The organism is Lacinutrix sp. (assembly GCF_029238095.1).
Lineage (GTDB): Bacteria > Bacteroidota > Bacteroidia > Flavobacteriales > Flavobacteriaceae > Lacinutrix.
Genome location: NZ_JAQWGS010000025.1, coordinates 1 through 17,379, shown reverse-complemented (window position 1 = coordinate 17,379; position 17,379 = coordinate 1). Strand labels below are relative to the sequence as shown.

Here is a 17,379-nt window from a genome sequence, read left to right as displayed (position 1 = left end):
CTTATGGTGTTTTTGGTCTTAAAACAAGTTGTTTAAGAGGTGCTGTACTTGACTTTGTAAAAAATAAACGCTAACTTCGTTTACAAACGATATAGTGCATTGAAACGGAACTATATCTTGAACGTAAACGAAACTCCCAAATCGCAAAAAAACTTAACAATAATAATACTTCTTACTTTTACTATAAACCATTAACACTTTATAGCAATTATTACAACTGGTCTCTAAAAATCTACAGTTGAGTCATTACCTTTAGAAAGTAGTCTATTAATATTAGACATTTGATGTATCATTAACATTAAATCTCTTATATCATGAAAACAATTGCACTTACCTTCGTTATTATTTTTACTACACTATTATCTTTTGCACAAGAAGAAAGCACCCACAATATTACTGTTACAATAGATAACGTAAAAAACGACACTGGAAAAGTAATATTAACGCTACACAACAAAAACACTTTTCTTGTAAAACCAGATGGTTTAAATAGTATTGAAACAACTATTGAAAACGGAAAAATTAAAGCGATATTTAAAGACATTGCTCCTGGCACTTATGCTGTTTTAGTACTGCATGATGAAAATGAAAACAAAGCAATGGATTTTGATACTAACAGAATGCCTCTTGAAAGTTATGGCATGTCTAACAATCCATTAAGTTATGGTCCACCACAATATAACGATGCTAAATTTGAATTAAAAAATGAAGATTTAGAATTAAATATTAGATTTTAGTCACTAGTTAATACCAATACAAAAGGCGACCAAATGGTCGCCTTTAATGTTTAATAAAATTAATTTACTAGATGATTTCTCCTAACCAAGCATTCATCATCCACACGGTTTTTTCTTGTTCAGTAATAAAATCACTCATCATAGAATTTGTGCCTTCATCGTTTGCTTCTCCAGCTTTATCAAGTATTTGTCTTTCTAAAATTAATAATTGGGTTATAGAATTTACTATCAATTTTACAGCGTCAACATCTTTAGAAACGTTTTTACCAACTGGTACTTTTGTTGTTTTAACATAATCGCTAAACGTATGTAATGGAGTTTCACCTAACGTTAAAATACGCTCTGCAATTTCATCTACTTTTATATTTGCATCTGTATACAGTTCCTCGAACTTAACATGTAAGCCAAAAAAATTGTTCCCTTTTATGTTCCAATGGATACCTCTTAAATTTTGATAATAGGTTTGAAAACTCGCCAATAAAAGGTTTAAATCTTCAGCTATTTCTTTTGTTTCCTTTGCATTTAATCCTAAACTATTTAATGTCATAATCTTGTGTTTTTGTACTTATTTATTAATATTCAAATTTAACATTAAAAAAAACAGTAATTACTATAAGTTTTATTGATAGATTTTATATTTTTATAGTTTAAAACTATATAAATGACAATCACACAATTATCTTACGTACTAGCCGTAGCAGAACACCAAAACTTTACAAAAGCAGCAGAAAAGTGTTTTGTAACACAGCCTACTTTAAGCATGCAAATACAAAAGTTAGAAGACCAATTAGATATTTTAATATTCGATAGAAGTAAAAAACCAATAGAGTTAACAGAGGTTGGTAAGAAAATAGTAAATCAAGCCAGAAACATTGTTAACGAATCTCATAGAATACAAGATATTGTAGACCAACAAAAAGGTTTTATAGGAGGTGAATTTAAATTAGGTATTATTCCAACGGTTATGCCTACACTGTTACCTATGTTTCTTAAAAATTTTATAAAGAAATATCCAAAAGTAAAACTTAAAATTGAAGAGCTCACTACCGAAGAAATAATAACCAGAATAAACGATGGACATTTAGATGCTGCAATTGCTGCAACACCGCTGGAAAACGATTCTATAAAAGAACGTGTGCTTTACTTCGAGCCCTTTATGGCTTACATCCCACAAAACCATCGTTTAAATAGTAAAAAAACAATCTCTACAGATGATTTAGATATTGAAGACATGCTTTTACTTGAGGATGGCCATTGTTTTAGAGATGGAGTAATTAATTTGTGTCGTGCTTTTAAGGACCAAAACGACGAGCATTTTCAGTTAGAAAGTGGGAGTATAGAAACCTTAGTAAAACTATCTAACGAAGGTCTAGGCATGACCTTATTACCTTATTTACACACGTTAGACATTAACGAGAAAACCAAAATAAATTTAAAAAAATTTGACGCGCCTTCTCCTGCACGAGAAGTGAGTATTATTTATCATAAAAGTGAATTAAAAATGCAAATTATAGAGGCCTTACAGGAAGTTATATCTGGTGTAACAAGAGGAGCTATAGCGTTTCAAAATGTACAAATTGTTAGTCCGTTACCGAAATAAATAAATTGTAAAAATAAAAAAAAGCGACTCGTAAGTCGCTTTTTTTTATTCATTTAAATAGATTAAACATTGGTTTAAGTCTGGATTTTTATTGACTATAGATTCTATAAAAATCTTGAGCTCTTCAATTTCATAAGGTAATAATCTTTGAAGTGCTTTTTGTACCTCCTTACAAAACAAATTAGCATCAAAACTAACCTTATTGAGTATCGTTTTGGTGTACTCGAACATTGCTCTTGCCATAATAATTACTAGATTTAGTTAAATAAAAAAGTAGTTTTCAGTTATAGGCTTTTGTTTTTAAATTCATTTAAATTTAGTAAAAAAAACCATTCAAAAATTGTTAAATCTATAAATTAACAGTTAAAAAATTCACAATTAACAATTCTAAAATCTATTGTCACCATCAAGCAAATCGCCTAAGCCCCCTAAAACACTACCTTCTTCTTTACTTTTTCCTCCTTTAGGTAAACTTGCTAGAACACGTCCAGCTAATCTACTAAATGGTAAAGACTGCATGTAAACTGTTCCAGGACCTTCTAACTTTGCAAAAAATAAACCTTCGCCACCAAATATGGTGTTTTTAATACCACCTACAAACTCAATATCATAATTTATAGTTTGAGTAAAACCAATAATACAACCAGTATCTACTCTTAAGGTTTCACCAGATTTAAGAATTTTTTTAGCTGTTGTACCTCCTGCATGAACAAATGCCATACCATCACCTTCAAGCTTTTGCATAATAAAACCTTCGCCTCCAAAAAGTCCTCTACCTAATTTTTTACTAAACTCAATTCCTACACTAACACCTTTAGCTGCACATAAAAAGGCATCTTTCTGGCAAATAAACTTGCCATTAAACGCTGTTAAATCTATTGGTATAATTTTCCCTGGATAAGGAGAGGCAAAAGAAACGTTTCGTTTACCGTTTAAGTTGTTATAAAAAGCTGTCATAAATAGACTTTCTCCTGTTAAAATACGCTTACCTGCTCCTAAAATTTTACCCAGAAAACTATCATCTTTTTTAGAACCATCACCAAAAATGGTTTCCATTTTAATACCATCGTCCATCATCATAAAACTTCCAGATTCTGCAACTACTCCTTCTTGAGGATCGAGTTCTATCTCTACATATTGCATTTCTTCTCCGTAAATTCTGTAATCTATTTCGTGTGCTGTCATTTTTTGTGTTTTTGGTTATACAGTTATATGTAGATTAGATTTCTAAAATGTTACACTATTTACTTTTTACTCTTACAGACCATTCAAAATTAAAAGTAGAAACCACTACTCCATCTTCATTTGTACCAATAGATTGCATCCAGAAAGCTTGGCCTTCTCCTGTATTAATAGATTTGCTTAATGCCTCGTCAATTAAATAGCCATCCCTACAACTAAAAGTTATGCGACCCGTTGCTTTTTTTGTAAAACTAGCATTATTATTAGTAACCAACATAGATACTTTTTTACCACTTTGTTTAATTTTCATGAGAACTAAAGCTCCTGTAGAAAGTTCTGCTGCCATACCTTGTACTGCCCAAAACATAGATTTAAACGGATTCTGATTAATCCAACGGTGTTTAACTGTTACAGTACAGGAGTTATTATCTATAGATTTAACACGCACGCCAGCAAAGAAAACTGAGGGTAGCTTAAATAAGTTAAAAGTATTTATTTTACTTGGTGTGAGCTTCATCTATTATTTGTTTCTTCAAAATTATTGAAAATATTCCACACTACAATATGTTAAAGTTATGTTAATTTTTAGTACTATGCGTAACATAATACCTTTTTTTAGACATATATTTGTATAAGCAACTATTATATACTTTTAAAATGAGCGAGAAAAACCACACCAACATTGCAACCTTTATTCATTTATCTATATTCTCCAGATTTCTAATACCATTTGGAAATTTTTTAGGGCCTTTAGTCTTATGGATAATTAATAAAGATAAATCTCAGTTTATAGATGAGCATGGAAAACAAGCACTTAATTTCCAAATAAGCATTTTAATCTATTCTTTAGTTATTGGTTTAATCACGATTCCGTTTTTTGCCTTCAGTATATTAAATGGATTCGATTTTATGGATTTTAATCTTTTCGATGGCATTCATCTTAATATTAGTAAACCATCGCCTCTATTCTATATAGGTGGTTCTTTAGGTTTTTTAGCAGTTATAGGCTTTATTCTAGAAATTGTATTTATAATAAAAGCAAGTTTAAGAGCAAGAGATGGTGAGGTATACAATTATCCACTTAGTATTAAATTTTTAAAATAACCATACTGAAAACATTTCAGTTTCATCAATAATCAATTAATAAATCAAAAAATGAACAGTTTCACAACATTAAATCGCAGGACACTATGACTCGAGCATTAGAGAAAAATATCAATCAATCTAGAATCTTCAATTGCGAACTGCATTTGAACTCTAATAAAATAAAAGCGAACACATGAAAATAGAAAACACAAAAGCACAAATGCGTAAAGGTGTTTTAGAATATTGCATCTTATCTGTTTTAAAAGACGAGGATGCGTATGTAGCCGAGATTTTAGGTACACTAAAAGACGCTAAGTTACTTGTTGTAGAAGGCACAATTTACCCTTTACTAACACGACTTAAAAACGCAGGACTTCTTAATTACCGCTGGGAAGAAAGCACATCTGGACCACCAAGAAAATATTATGGATTAACAGAAACAGGACAACTTTTTCTAAAAGAACTAACTACTACTTGGGACGAATTACAAACAGCAGTTAACATTGTAACACCTTCAAAAACCAAAGAAAATGAATAAAACAGTCAACATAAATTTAGCAGGTATATTTTTTCATATAGATGAAGATGCATACTTAAAATTACAGCGCTATCTTGAGGCTATAAAACGTTCATTTACAGATTCTCAAGGACGTTCTGAAATTATCTCAGATATAGAAGCACGTATTGCAGAGTTATTTTCAGAACGCATACAAAATGAAAAACAAGTCATTGGAAACAAGCAAGTTGAAGCCATTATTTCTATTATGGGACAACCTGAAGATTACCTTGTAGACGATGAGATTTTTGAAGACGAACCTCAACAAAGAACATATACCAATGCAAGATCTAAAAAACTATACAGAGACACAGAAACCTCTTATGTAGGAGGCGTATCGTCTGGATTAGCACATTATTTTGGAATAGATGCTATTTGGGTAAGAATATTATGGATTATTCTAGTCTTAGGTTTTGGAACAGGAATATTAATTTACATTTTACTTTGGATCTTGGTTCCGGAAGCAAAAACAACTTCTGAAAAAATTCTAATGACTGGAGAGAATGTAACCATTTCTAACATCGAAAAAAAAATTCGTGATGGTTTTGGTACCGTTTCAGAAAGTGTTGGTCAAAATTTGCAAACTGCAGGCGATAAACTAAAGGAAGGTTTTGAATCTGCTAGCGATAACATTTCTAACTCTGTAAAAAACATAGATGTTAATAAGCAAACCAATAGAATAAAATCTAGCTCACAAACTTTTTTTGATACCATTGCAGACATTTTTATGTTCTTCATAAAAATCTTTGCAAAAATTATAGGTATTATGTTAATGCTGGCAGGAGCTGCTGGATTTATTGCAACTACAGTTGCTTTTATTTCTGCAAACTTTATAGACCGTTTAGATTTAGGAAATTCGGACATATTATTTTTAGCAGAGGCCTCAAACACTCAGTTTTGGCTAGTGGGTTTAATGCTCTATTTTTTAATTGGCATTCCGCTTTTATTGTTATTCTATTTAGGTCTTAAAATTTTAGTTAATAATTTAAAATCTATTGGTAGTGCAGCAAAGTTCACACTATTGGGTCTCTGGTTATTATCACTAATTGGCATTTGCATTGTTGGAGCAAAACAAGGCTTATCTTACAGTGAAGAAGCGCCAATTATTCAAAATGAAACATTTGCAAACATTACAGCGCAAGACACACTAATATTAACAATGAAAAATAATGATAACTATGCAGAGTATTTTAATAAATCTAATAGTTTTAAAGTAGGCCATAATGAAAATGGCGAAAGACTAATTTATTCTCAAGACGTAAACCTTACCGTTAAGTCTACTAGAGATAGTGTAGCTAAAATTAAAGTCATTAAAAGTGCGAGAGGACGCTCTTTTGAAGATGTAAAAGAGCGAGCACAACGTATAACTTACAATTATGAATTATCTGGAAACACCTTATACTTAGATAATCATTTTGTCATTCCAAACGATGATTCTAGAAGAGATCAAGAAATTAATATAACGCTTTATTTACCTATAGGAAGTGTTTTGTTACCAGAAGAGAACACTCACAGGTATCATACTAGCAGAGATTTACTCTCAAAAACAAAAGAAGGATATTATCAAAAAGTTGAAAATGGGAAGTTAATATGTATAGATTGTCCTGATGAAGATGATAATGATTTTGAAATAGATGTAAACATTAATAAAGATGGTGCAAAGCTTAAAATAAACTCTGAAGGTATTGAAGCAGCCACTAATGTTAATTCAATACAAATTAACGAGGATGGTGTACAAAGTAAAACCGATAATGTGGAAGTAAAAATAGATGAGGATGGTATTAAAATAACTTCAGACAATAAAAAGGAATAACAATCAATCAAAAAACGAACAGTATGATAACCATCGCTAAATTTATAATCGCATTAATACTAAGTATAGTAATGTAAAACCAAACACATTTTTAACCAACCTTAAACCATCCCATTTTTTTTAAAAGTTTGGGATGGTTTTTGTTATATCTTTGCTAAACAATTAATATAACTAATGAAAACAAAATTACATCTCCTTATTTTAACCTATCTAGTAACATTTTTAAGCTTTTCCCAAAGTACATAAAAAATTAAAGGCAGCAGAAACGTGACCACTCAAATTACAGAAATCGATGCTTTTAATCGCTTAGTAATTAGCGACAATTTTAAAATTAATATAAAACAAGGAGAATTACCTTCTGTAGAAATTAACACAGACGATAATTTACACGATGTTATTACATTTAATGTACAAGAAGGAAGTTTAAGCTTTAAAACCAATAAGCGAATTACATCAAGTAAAGCAATGGAAATTACAGTAGTCTATAAAGACTCTTTAAATATTATTGAATTAAAAGAAGATGCGCAGTTAACATCAACAAGTACCATTAAAGTAAAAGACTTAGTCCTTAGAACAAAAGAATCTTCTAAAATCTATTTAACTATAGAAGCAGAGAATTTTAACTATATAGCTGCTGGAAAAACCAAAGCCGAACTTAATATTACGGCCAAAACAGTGGTTCTAGATTTAAGTGATAACTCTAAAATTGAAGCTTTAATTAATTCTGAAACTATTACAATAGATATGCTTCAACGTGCCAATGCAATACTTGAAGGAGACTCAAACGAATTAACAATTAAAGTAGACAACTCCGCTATTTTAAAAGCTGAAAAGCTAATAACCAAAACATGTAATTTAATTACAGAAGGCCGAGCAGACGTTCATATTGAAGCCTCTAAAGACATAGTAATTGAAGCTTCTGGAACGACAGAAACGTATATTTATGGAAGCCCAAAAATAGAAATAAACAAATTTGATGACGACGCTATTTTGAGAAAAAAGTAGACTAGAAAAAATGTAACAAAAAAAGCCGAAGCATTGCTTCGGCTTTTTGTTTATAATATAAAACATCAAGATCTAGTTGTAAGTAGAAGTACTCACTTCGAACGTAGAGTCTTTAGCTGCTAAATAACGTTCTGCATCTAAAGCTGCCATACAACCTGTTCCAGCAGCTGTTATAGCTTGTCTGTAAACATGATCTGCAGCATCACCACTAACAAAAACACCATCTACATTAGTTTTAGAAGTTCCTGGTTTTGCATTAATAATATAACCTGTTTCATCTAAATCTAAATAATCTTTAAAAATATCTGTATTAGGTTTATGCCCAATAGCAACAAAAAATCCAGTAGCAGGAATTTCGTGTTTTTCGTTAGTTTGGTTATTAACAACTCTAACTCCAGTAACTACCTGTCCATCACCTAAAACAGCATCGGTCTCTGTGTTAAAAAGTATGTCAATATTTTTAGTATTTTTAACTCTTTCAGCCATTATTTTAGACGCTCTAAACTCATCACGTCTTACTAGCATGGTCACTTTTGTACACAGTTTAGATAAGTAATGTGCTTCTTCACAAGCACTATCTCCTGCTCCAACAATAACTACTTCTTGATTTTTATAAAAGAAACCATCACATACAGCACAGGCAGAAACACCTCCACCTAATTTTAAATATTTTTGTTCAGACTCTAAACCTAAGTATTTAGCACTTGCTCCTGTAGAAATAATAATAGTATCACAGTGAATCTCTTTTTCATCGTTTACCCAAACTTTATGGACGTCTCCAGAAAAATCAACTTTAGTAATCCAACCAAATCTAACATCTGTTTCAAAACGCTCTGCTTGCGCTTGAAGCTCCATCATCATTGCTGGTCCTGTAATTCCATCTGGATAACCTGGGAAGTTTTCAACTTCGTTTGTTGTTGTTAACTGTCCACCTGGTTGACTTCCTTGATATAAAACAGGTTTCATGTTAGCTCTGGCAGCATAAATGGCAGCAGTATATCCTGCTGGACCAGATCCTATTATTAGGCACTTTACTTTCTCTATTGTATCAGACATTTCATTAATTTTATACTACAAAAGTAGTTTTTTTAGCAGAAAACTTACAGTTAAGTTATCAACAGATATTATAAATGCATAAGCTTCAATTATACCATAGAAAGAGTACAATTGAAGCTTACAATTCTAACTAACAAAAAATAATTAAGAATTCTGAAAGTTTTTATTCTTTTCCTTTAAAACACGAAGTCCTTTTTCAAGCAATTCAATTAAATCATCTGCTTTATGACTTGCCTTTTTAGTCACTAAACTCAATTCTTCATTAAATTTTTCTTTGCCTGCTTTTGCTGATTTTGCAAGATCTTCTTTTAAAACTGATGTATCCTTTTTTAGTACATCTACAATATTTAAACTTTCATCTTTTATATATTCTCTGGTTTTGCTGCCTTTATCTGGCGCAAATAAAACGCCTAATGCAGCACCTACAGCAGATCCTAATATTAATCCTAAAGCTACAGTTCCTTTGTTTACAATCATAATTTTCTTTTGTTTATTAATCTTTAACTAATTGGTCTAAATAAAACCCATTATGTTACAAACAAATTCTATACCAAGGAGTTAAGCACAAAAAATGAAGCTTTATCTCATGTTATTTCATAAAAAAAGCTTCAGCAAATGCTGAAGCTTAAAAGTCGGGGTGGCAGGATTCGAACCTGCGGCCTCCACGTCCCAAACGTGGCGCGATAACCGGGCTACGCTACACCCCGAAAATGATTATCTGAATTCCAAAACTATTAATTTTAGAAGTGCAAATATACTTTACTTATTTAAATAACAAACTATTTTTATTGTAAATTGTACAAAAGATAGATATTTTATAATGAGACTTAAAAAACTTACTTACTTTTTACTTTTTTTGATAACGTTAACTGCTTGTGCACAAGACAAAAATTCTGTAAACAATAAGAATACTCATGAAGTTGTAGTGTCTGATTTAACTAATCCTTGGGGATTTGTATTTCTGCCAGATAACTCTTTACTAATTACAGAAAAAGAAGGTAAAATAATTCATTTTAAAAATGATACTAAAACAGAAATAGAAGGTTTACCAGAAATTTATGTTCGTGGCCAAGGAGGCCTTTTAGATATTAGTATCCATCCGAATTACAAAAATAATGGCTGGATTTATTTTTCTTATGCTTCACCAAAAGGAGAAGGTAAAGGTGGAAATACGGCTATTATGAGAGCCAAAATAAAAAACAACACACTTATAGAAAAAGAATTATTATACAAAGCAGAACCTAATACTACTAAAGGACAACACTTTGGATCAAGAATAGTCTTTGATAGAGAAGGCTACCTTTATTTTAGTATAGGAGAACGTGGCGAACGCGATATCAACCCTCAAGATATTACTCGAGATTGTGGGAAAATTTACAGATTAAATGATGATGGTACAATACCTAAAGATAATCCTTTTGTAGATTCTAAAGATGCAAAAAAAGCCATTTGGTCTTATGGACATCGCAATCCGCAAGGCATGGAAATACATCCTGAAACTAAAGACATCTGGACACATGAGCATGGTCCAAAAGGTGGAGATGAAATAAATATTATTAGAAAAGGAAAAAACTACGGTTGGCCAATAATTACTTATGGTAAAAATTATTCTGGTACTACTATTACAAACCAGACCGAAAAAAAAGGCATGGAGCAACCACTACACTATTGGGATCCCTCTATTGCACCAAGTGGTATGGCTTTTATTTCTAGCGATAAATATGGAGATTGGAAAGGCAGCTTACTTGTTGGTTCTCTAAAATTTAGTTATTTAGATCGATGTGAAATAAAAAACGGAAAAGTAGTTAAAGAAGAAAGACTTCTTGATGGTATTGGCAGAGTGCGCGCTATAGAGCAAGGACCTTACGGTTACATATATGTAGGTGTAGAAAACATAGGAATTGTTAAATTGTTAAGACTTTAGAAATGAAAAACTTAAGCTTCATTTTAACTTTGGTATTGTTAGTCTCTGCCTGTAATTCTTCAGACAGAAAAATAGTTCAAAATTTTAATACCAAAAGTCAGGACTTTTCAGAAGGAAAAGATATTTATAATGATTTTTGCATCCAATGTCATATGGCAAATGGCAAAGGTGTACCAAAAGTGTTTCCGCCTTTGGCGAAATCTGATTATCTTAAAAACTATAGAATAGAAAGCATTAAAGCTATTAAATATGGCCTCTCTGGAGAAATTACTGTTAATGGCGAAAAATACAATACTGCAATGGCATCTCAAGGCTTAACAAACAAGGAAATTGCAGCGGTAATGAACTACATTACAAATAGTTGGGGAAACAAAAACACATCGTTAATAACTGAAGAAGAAGTTTCGAAGGTTGAACGCTAATATTTTATTTCAAATTCCTAAATTTGTTTAGTTATTTTAAATTTTAAAACATGCTTATAATAGGAATTGCTGGTGGTACTGGTTGTGGTAAAACAACTGTAGTAGAACAAATAATGAATGAATTACCAGAAGGTGAAGTTGGTGTAATTTCTCAAGATTCTTACTACAAGGATACATCAGATATGACTTACGACGAGCGTGTGAAAATTAATTTTGATCATCCAAAATCCATAGATTTCAAATTATTAAGGCAACATTTAACCGCTTTAAAAGCTGGAAAAAGCATAGAACAGCCTGTGTACTCTTTTGTAGAGCATAACAGAACAAAAGAAACTGTAACAACACACCCTAAACATGTTATGATTGTAGAGGGCATTCTTATTTTAAGTAAGCCAAAAATTAGAGACATGTTCGATATTAAAATATTTGTTCATGCAGATAGCGACGAGCGTTTGGTAAGACGTGTAAAACGCGATATTGCAGAACGTGGTAGAGATATAAACGAAGTCTTAACGCGCTACCAAAACACGTTAAAACCAATGCATCAACAATTTATTGAGCCTATGAAAGAGTATGCCGATTTAATTATACCTAACAATAAATACAATACTGTTGCAGTTGATATTGTACGCACAATAATTAACGAAAAACTAACCTAATGCTCAAGTATTTTAAAAATATATATGTTATTATCTTAATCCTATTTGCTTTATTTATGATTTTTTGGGATAGCAACTCCTTGTTAATTCATAACGAGCTAAATAACGATATCGAAAAACTTGAGAACGAAAAAGAATACTACAGAAAAGAAATTATTAAAGACAACAAAGCCATAAAGGAGTTAAAAAAAGAAGAAGGTCTCGAAAAATTTGCTCGAGAAGAGTATTATATGAAACGTGATAACGAAGACATTTATATTATAGAATATCAAGACAGTTTAAAAGTTAACAAAAATGAGTAAAAAACTATTTACAGATTTTGATAGTGTTTCTGCAAAAGCATGGAAACAAAAAATTCAAGTCGATTTAAAAGGTGCAGACTATAACGAGACATTAATCTGGAATTCTCCAGAAGGTATCAACGTAAAACCGTTTTATCATAAAGATGATTTTGAAGGCAAACAATATACAGAAGTACCATCTAACACTTGGTCTATTTGCCAGTCTATATTTGTTTTTGATGTTGAAAAATCGAATTCAAAAGCAGTAAATGCAATAAAAAGAGGTGCAGAAAGTATTATCTTTATTATACCTAACAACGAGGTTTCTATATCAACATTAATTAAAAATATAGATGCCACCTCAACTCCATTATATGTGGAGTTACAGTTTTTAGATGCAGATTATACTAAACAATTATCTGCTATTTCTGGTGTTACCATTTTAACAGATATTATTGGCAATCTAGCACGCTCTGGAAACTGGTTTAATACTTTACAAAGTGATCATGAGCAATTAGATTGTATTGTTTCAGCAAAAAACAAAACGCTTAGTGTCGATTTAAGTTTATATCAAAATGCTGGAGCTACCATTGTACAGCAACTAGCTTATGCATTAGCACATGCTAATGAATACTTAAATCATTTAAATCAAAATTTAACATCAGAAATCACTTTTAAAGTCTCTGTTGGTACAAATTATTTTTTCGAAATTGCAAAACTTCGTGCCTTAAGAATACTCTGGAAAACCTTAGCTGCAGAATATGGTGTTACAGATACTTGCCACATTATTGCAATGCCAACAAAAAGAAACAAAACACTATACGATTACAACACTAATATGTTACGCACTACAACAGAATGTATGAGTGCTATTCTTGGTGGCGCAAATACAATATGCAATCTTGCTTACGATGCTATTTACCATAAAGACAACGAATTTGGCGAACGCATTTCTAGAAATCAGCTCTTGGTTTTAAAACACGAAAGCTATTTTAATGCAGTAGAAAATGCTTCAGATGGTGCTTATTACATAGAAAGTTTAACACAACAACTTTCAGAAAAAGCTCTGGTATTATTTAAAGACATCGAAAACAATGGTGGCTTTGCTAAACAACTAAAAGAAGGACTTATTCAGAAAAAAATAAAGGAAAGTGCTACTAAAGAGCAAGAAGCCTTCAATTCTGGCAGTATTACTTTACTTGGCACCAATAAGCATCCCAATGTAAACGATAGAATGAAAGACGATTTAGAACTCTATCCTTTTTTAAAAATGAATAGCAGAAAAACATTGCTACAACCTATTTTAGAACAACGTTTAGCCGAAACCTTAGAACAAAACAGATTAAAAACAGAATAAATAAAAAATCGTAAATACAAATAATAAAAATTTAAAAATCATGAAAAAAACAACTTTCAACCTTTTAGCTTTATTAATTATAGTTACATTTTCAAGCTGTGACAACTCAAAAAAAATAGATTATAAATACGCAGAAAATCCAAATCCTTTAGCCTGCGATTTTTCTAGTGGTGATTTATACAAAGAAGCCGTTTTTGCCTTCGAAAATGATATTATAAACACCTACGATCCCAAATTTAAAAATGTATCAAAGGCCTACTCTAGTTTTATTAATTTTAGATTAAGAGGCAGTATGAAAGTAAAAGATGTTGCCAGCGAACACAGTTTAAAAATAGCAAAAGCACTTAAAGAAGAAACTAGTTTATGGACCAACGATAACGGACTCATGCTTATAAACAAAGCGCATCCATTGGTAGATTGTATTGCCAATAACATAAAAGATAAAGATATTAAAACAACCTACAACGCACTTTTAGCAACAAACAGTTTAAACCCTAAACTCATTCTACCTCTTTTAAGCAATAGCGCAAGATACATTCAAGCAGATGGTAGTTTAAAATCTTATGTGGCTTTCGAGTTCTTCTATTCTCAATTATTAGATTTAGAATTAAAAGATTTAAAAAATCCTAACCCAAAACCAGAACCTGAGCCAGCAAAACCTTCTGTTAATGGTTTTAACCCAAATAGCACACCCAAAGTAGAAGTTCCTGCAAAAAGTTAATACACCTATCTAGGACCCAATTACACGTAATGAATTACTTTAAACACATCCTATTATTAACTATTGTATTAGCGTTTCAATCCTGTATTGAAAGTGTAAAAGGCATGCAAAGCTGGATTGAAGCCACAAGCATAGAACAAGTACAAGGAGCATACCATATTCTTGCAGACGATGGTATAAAAGTATATTTACCTAGTCCGTTTAAAAAACAAACAACAGAAGAATACAAGGCAATTATTAAAGCCATAATAACACCTAATGCCTTTAAAATAGAAGACAGAAGACTAGAAAAGCTTAAGGAGTTAGATGGTAATTTTAGTATATTTTTTGACGAAGAAACCCGTTCAACATTTACACTAAATACGTTACCATATCAACCTATTTACAAAAGAGACGCACAGTTTTTGTTAGGACAGATTAGGTTAAATTACGAAAACAATAATGTTAATCCAGACATAACATACACTAAAGTAACTGCAAAATACAATGCAGATAGAGGTCCGCAAATATTTAAAGCCGTATTTAAAATGGAAGATAGTAGTACAGCCATATCTAGCTATATTTTTACATACGTTATATCTGCAAACAAAAAAACAGTTTGGATACAATTACAATCTCCTTACGAAAATGGCGTAGACGATTATTTGAATAAACTAGTAATGTAATGAGCAGAAAAAACCTTCAACATATTTACTTAGTAACCCAAGCCAACAGCCAACAAAAAGCTGATAGCACCTTTTTAACTGCAGAAGACATTGCTTTTAAATCTAAATATTCTAAAGCCGATTTACAAGATTTAGAACATCTAGACTTTGTAGCTGGTATTGCACCAAACCTTCGTGGACCATACGCTACCATGTATGTTCGTAGACCATGGACTATTAGGCAATACGCAGGTTTTTCTACTGCCGAAGAAAGCAACGCTTTTTACAGACGTAATTTAGCTGCAGGACAAAAAGGCTTATCTGTTGCCTTCGATCTAGCAACACATCGTGGTTATGATTCAGACCATGAACGCGTTGTTGGCGATGTAGGTAAAGCTGGTGTTGCCATAGATACTGTAGAAGACATGAAAGTGTTGTTCGACCAGATTCCGCTAGATAAAATGAGTGTGTCTATGACCATGAATGGTGCAGTACTACCAATCTTAGCCTTTTATATTGTTGCAGCAGAAGAACAAGGCGTGCAACCAGAACAATTAGCAGGAACCATACAAAACGATATTTTAAAAGAGTTTATGGTACGTAACACGTACATCTATCCTCCTACACCATCCATGCAAATCATCTCAGATATTTTTGAGTACACCAGTAAAAACATGCCAAAATTTAATAGCATTAGTATTTCTGGATACCACATGAAAGAAGCTGGAGCCACTTGCGATATTGAGTTGGCATACACACTTGCCGATGGTTTAGAGTACATAAGAAAAGGACTTGCCGCAGGAATGGATATAGATACTTTTGCACCAAGACTCTCCTTCTTTTGGGCCATTGGCATGAACCATTTTATGGAAATTGCTAAAATGCGTGCAGCAAGAATGCTTTGGGCAAAATTGGTAAAACAGTTTAATCCTAAAAATGAAAAATCGCTGGCACTGCGTACACATTGTCAAACCTCTGGTTGGAGTTTAACAGAGCAAGATCCTTTTAATAACGTTGCCAGAACCACTATAGAAGCTGCTGCTGCTGCCTTTGGTGGCACACAATCTTTGCATACCAATGCCTTAGACGAAGCCATTGCTTTACCAACAGATTTTTCTGCAAGAATAGCAAGAAACACACAAATTTTTCTACAAGAAGAAACTCATATCACTAAAACAGTAGATCCTTGGGCAGGCAGTTATTATGTTGAAAAACTAACCCATGACATCGCACAAAAAGCTTGGACTTTAATAGAAGAAGTTGAAGCATTAGGAGGCATGACCAAAGCCATAGAAGCAGGAATACCTAAACTTAGAATTGAAGAAGCTGCAGCAAGAAAACAAGCACGCATAGACTCTGGACAAGATATTATAGTAGGTGTTAACAACTATGTGCTAGACCAAGAAGATGCCATTGCAACGCTAGAAGTAGATAACCAAACAGTACGTTTACAACAAATAGAAGGTTTAGAAAAAACAAAAGCCAATCGTGATACTAAAAAAGTAACACAAGCATTATATAATTTAACAGCAGCAGCACGATTATCTCACGAAACTAAAGATTCTGCTGTGAGTGCAGAAAATAATTTACTACATTTAGCAGTAATAGCAGCACGAGAACGTGCCACTTTAGGCGAAATTAGTGATGCCTTAGAAGCTGTTTATGGCAGATATAAAGCACAAATAAAATCATTTTCTGGTGTGTATAGTAAAGAAATAAAAGACGATTCGAGCTTTAAAAAAGCACAACAATTAGCAGATGCTTTTGCAGAGCAAGATGGTAGAAGACCACGTATTATGATTGCCAAAATGGGACAAGATGGTCATGATCGTGGTGCAAAAGTAGTCGCAACAGGCTATGCAGATGTTGGTTTTGATGTCGATATTGGTCCACTGTTTCAAACACCACAAGAAGCAGCCAAACAAGCTGTAGAGAACGATGTGCACATTCTTGGTGTCTCTAGTTTAGCAGCAGGACACAAAACCTTAGTACCACAAGTTATAGAAGCGCTAAAAGCCTATGGTCGCGAAGATATTATGATTATTGTTGGTGGTGTAATACCAAAACAAGATTACCAATATTTGTTCGATGCTGGCGCAGTTGCTGTATTTGGTCCTGGAACCAAAATTAGCGACGCTGCCATTAAAATTTTAGAGATTTTAATAGAGTAATTTACAAGCACACTAAAATTATAGTATGTATGTAGTCAAATAAAAATGAACTTTTTCGCTCAAAATTTAAGAGAGGTTTCTGCTAATTTAGTTAAAAATTTTGATACTGTTTTTTTCTAGCTTTCAAAGTGCTATTTTTTGTCATTTTTCGTTTTCTTAATTTTC

The 17,379-nt window shown here is 32.1% G+C and carries 20 protein-coding genes and 1 tRNA gene; 14 read left to right on the top strand and 7 right to left on the bottom strand.

Going from position 1 to position 17,379, the window contains the following annotated elements:
- Positions 1–314 precede the first annotated feature (314 nt).
- Positions 315–737, top strand: a complete 423-nt coding sequence (locus P8H50_RS07305; protein ID WP_300207234.1) for a DUF2141 domain-containing protein — start codon at positions 315–317, stop codon at positions 735–737.
- A gap of 67 nt (positions 738–804) precedes the next feature.
- Here the strand turns inward: P8H50_RS07305 and P8H50_RS07300 are convergent, their stop codons facing one another.
- Entirely contained in the window at positions 805–1,284 is a 480-nt protein-coding gene (locus tag P8H50_RS07300) for a Dps family protein (protein WP_300207231.1), read from the bottom strand.
- 114 nt (positions 1,285–1,398) lie between these two features.
- Between P8H50_RS07300 and P8H50_RS07295 the strand changes: the two genes are divergently transcribed.
- Positions 1,399–2,337 (top strand): hydrogen peroxide-inducible genes activator, encoded by a 939-nt coding sequence (locus P8H50_RS07295; protein ID WP_300207229.1) that lies wholly within the window; start codon positions 1,399–1,401, stop codon positions 2,335–2,337.
- Between the two features lie 45 nt (positions 2,338–2,382).
- Here the strand turns inward: P8H50_RS07295 and P8H50_RS07290 are convergent, their stop codons facing one another.
- From P8H50_RS07290 to P8H50_RS07280, 3 genes are all read right to left on the bottom strand, one after another.
- Positions 2,383–2,580: a hypothetical protein gene (locus P8H50_RS07290; protein WP_300207226.1), complete on the bottom strand. Its 198-nt coding sequence runs from the start codon at positions 2,578–2,580 to the stop codon at positions 2,383–2,385.
- A 144-nt stretch (positions 2,581–2,724) separates the two neighbouring features.
- Positions 2,725–3,522, bottom strand: a complete 798-nt coding sequence (locus tag P8H50_RS07285) for a TIGR00266 family protein (protein WP_300207223.1) — start codon at positions 3,520–3,522, stop codon at positions 2,725–2,727.
- A gap of 55 nt (positions 3,523–3,577) precedes the next feature.
- Entirely contained in the window at positions 3,578–4,036 is a 459-nt protein-coding gene (locus tag P8H50_RS07280; RefSeq protein WP_300207221.1) for a DUF4442 domain-containing protein, read from the bottom strand.
- Positions 4,037–4,176: 140 nt separating this feature from the next.
- Between P8H50_RS07280 and P8H50_RS07275 the strand changes: the two genes are divergently transcribed.
- The 4 genes from P8H50_RS07275 (at position 4,177) to P8H50_RS07260 (ending at position 7,979) form a co-directional block, all read left to right on the top strand.
- Entirely contained in the window at positions 4,177–4,623 is a 447-nt protein-coding gene (locus P8H50_RS07275; protein ID WP_300207218.1) for a DUF4870 domain-containing protein, read from the top strand.
- Between the two features lie 175 nt (positions 4,624–4,798).
- Entirely contained in the window at positions 4,799–5,143 is a 345-nt protein-coding gene (locus P8H50_RS07270; RefSeq protein ID WP_300207215.1) for a PadR family transcriptional regulator, read from the top strand.
- Positions 5,136–6,974 carry a PspC domain-containing protein gene (locus P8H50_RS07265; RefSeq protein WP_300207212.1) on the top strand — a complete coding sequence of 613 codons (1,839 nt, stop codon included), beginning with the start codon at positions 5,136–5,138 and terminating at the stop codon, positions 6,972–6,974. Before P8H50_RS07270 ends, P8H50_RS07265 begins: the two co-directional genes overlap by 8 nt.
- 267 nt (positions 6,975–7,241) lie before the next feature.
- A complete protein-coding gene (locus P8H50_RS07260; RefSeq protein WP_300207210.1) occupies positions 7,242–7,979 on the top strand; it encodes a DUF2807 domain-containing protein in 738 nt (245 codons plus the stop codon).
- Between the two features lie 72 nt (positions 7,980–8,051).
- On the opposite strand, the gene trxB is transcribed toward P8H50_RS07260, so the two are convergent.
- From trxB to P8H50_RS07245, 3 genes are all read right to left on the bottom strand, one after another.
- Entirely contained in the window at positions 8,052–9,035 is a 984-nt protein-coding gene (gene trxB / locus P8H50_RS07255) for a thioredoxin-disulfide reductase (protein WP_300207208.1), read from the bottom strand.
- Between the two features lie 144 nt (positions 9,036–9,179).
- Entirely contained in the window at positions 9,180–9,512 is a 333-nt protein-coding gene (locus tag P8H50_RS07250; RefSeq protein ID WP_300207205.1) for a YtxH domain-containing protein, read from the bottom strand.
- A gap of 155 nt (positions 9,513–9,667) precedes the next feature.
- Positions 9,668–9,742, bottom strand: a tRNA-Pro gene (locus P8H50_RS07245).
- A 113-nt stretch (positions 9,743–9,855) separates the two neighbouring features.
- Between P8H50_RS07245 and P8H50_RS07240 the strand changes: the two genes are divergently transcribed.
- From P8H50_RS07240 to scpA, 8 genes are read left to right on the top strand one after another with little or no spacing between them, the layout of a single operon-like run.
- Positions 9,856–10,959: a PQQ-dependent sugar dehydrogenase gene (locus tag P8H50_RS07240; protein WP_300207202.1), complete on the top strand. Its 1,104-nt coding sequence runs from the start codon at positions 9,856–9,858 to the stop codon at positions 10,957–10,959.
- A gap of 2 nt (positions 10,960–10,961) precedes the next feature.
- Positions 10,962–11,381: a cytochrome c gene (locus P8H50_RS07235; protein ID WP_300207200.1), complete on the top strand. Its 420-nt coding sequence runs from the start codon at positions 10,962–10,964 to the stop codon at positions 11,379–11,381.
- 50 nt (positions 11,382–11,431) lie between these two features.
- Complete coding sequence (udk, locus tag P8H50_RS07230; protein ID WP_300207198.1) at positions 11,432–12,040, top strand: uridine kinase; 609 nt, start codon at positions 11,432–11,434, stop codon at positions 12,038–12,040.
- Positions 12,040–12,342: a septum formation initiator family protein gene (locus P8H50_RS07225; protein ID WP_300207195.1), complete on the top strand. Its 303-nt coding sequence runs from the start codon at positions 12,040–12,042 to the stop codon at positions 12,340–12,342. The genes udk and P8H50_RS07225 overlap by 1 nt, the downstream gene beginning before the upstream one ends.
- Positions 12,335–13,678 carry a methylmalonyl-CoA mutase subunit beta gene (locus tag P8H50_RS07220; RefSeq protein WP_300207193.1) on the top strand — a complete coding sequence of 448 codons (1,344 nt, stop codon included), beginning with the start codon at positions 12,335–12,337 and terminating at the stop codon, positions 13,676–13,678. Before P8H50_RS07225 ends, P8H50_RS07220 begins: the two co-directional genes overlap by 8 nt.
- 40 nt (positions 13,679–13,718) lie before the next feature.
- Positions 13,719–14,399, top strand: coding sequence for a hypothetical protein (locus P8H50_RS07215; RefSeq protein WP_300207191.1), 681 nt, complete (start codon positions 13,719–13,721; stop codon positions 14,397–14,399).
- Positions 14,400–14,428: 29 nt separating this feature from the next.
- Positions 14,429–15,064 (top strand): hypothetical protein, encoded by a 636-nt coding sequence (locus P8H50_RS07210; protein WP_300207189.1) that lies wholly within the window; start codon positions 14,429–14,431, stop codon positions 15,062–15,064.
- Entirely contained in the window at positions 15,064–17,214 is a 2,151-nt protein-coding gene (scpA, locus tag P8H50_RS07205; RefSeq protein ID WP_300207187.1) for a methylmalonyl-CoA mutase, read from the top strand. The genes P8H50_RS07210 and scpA overlap by 1 nt, the downstream gene beginning before the upstream one ends.
- Positions 17,215–17,379: the final 165 nt, after the last annotated feature.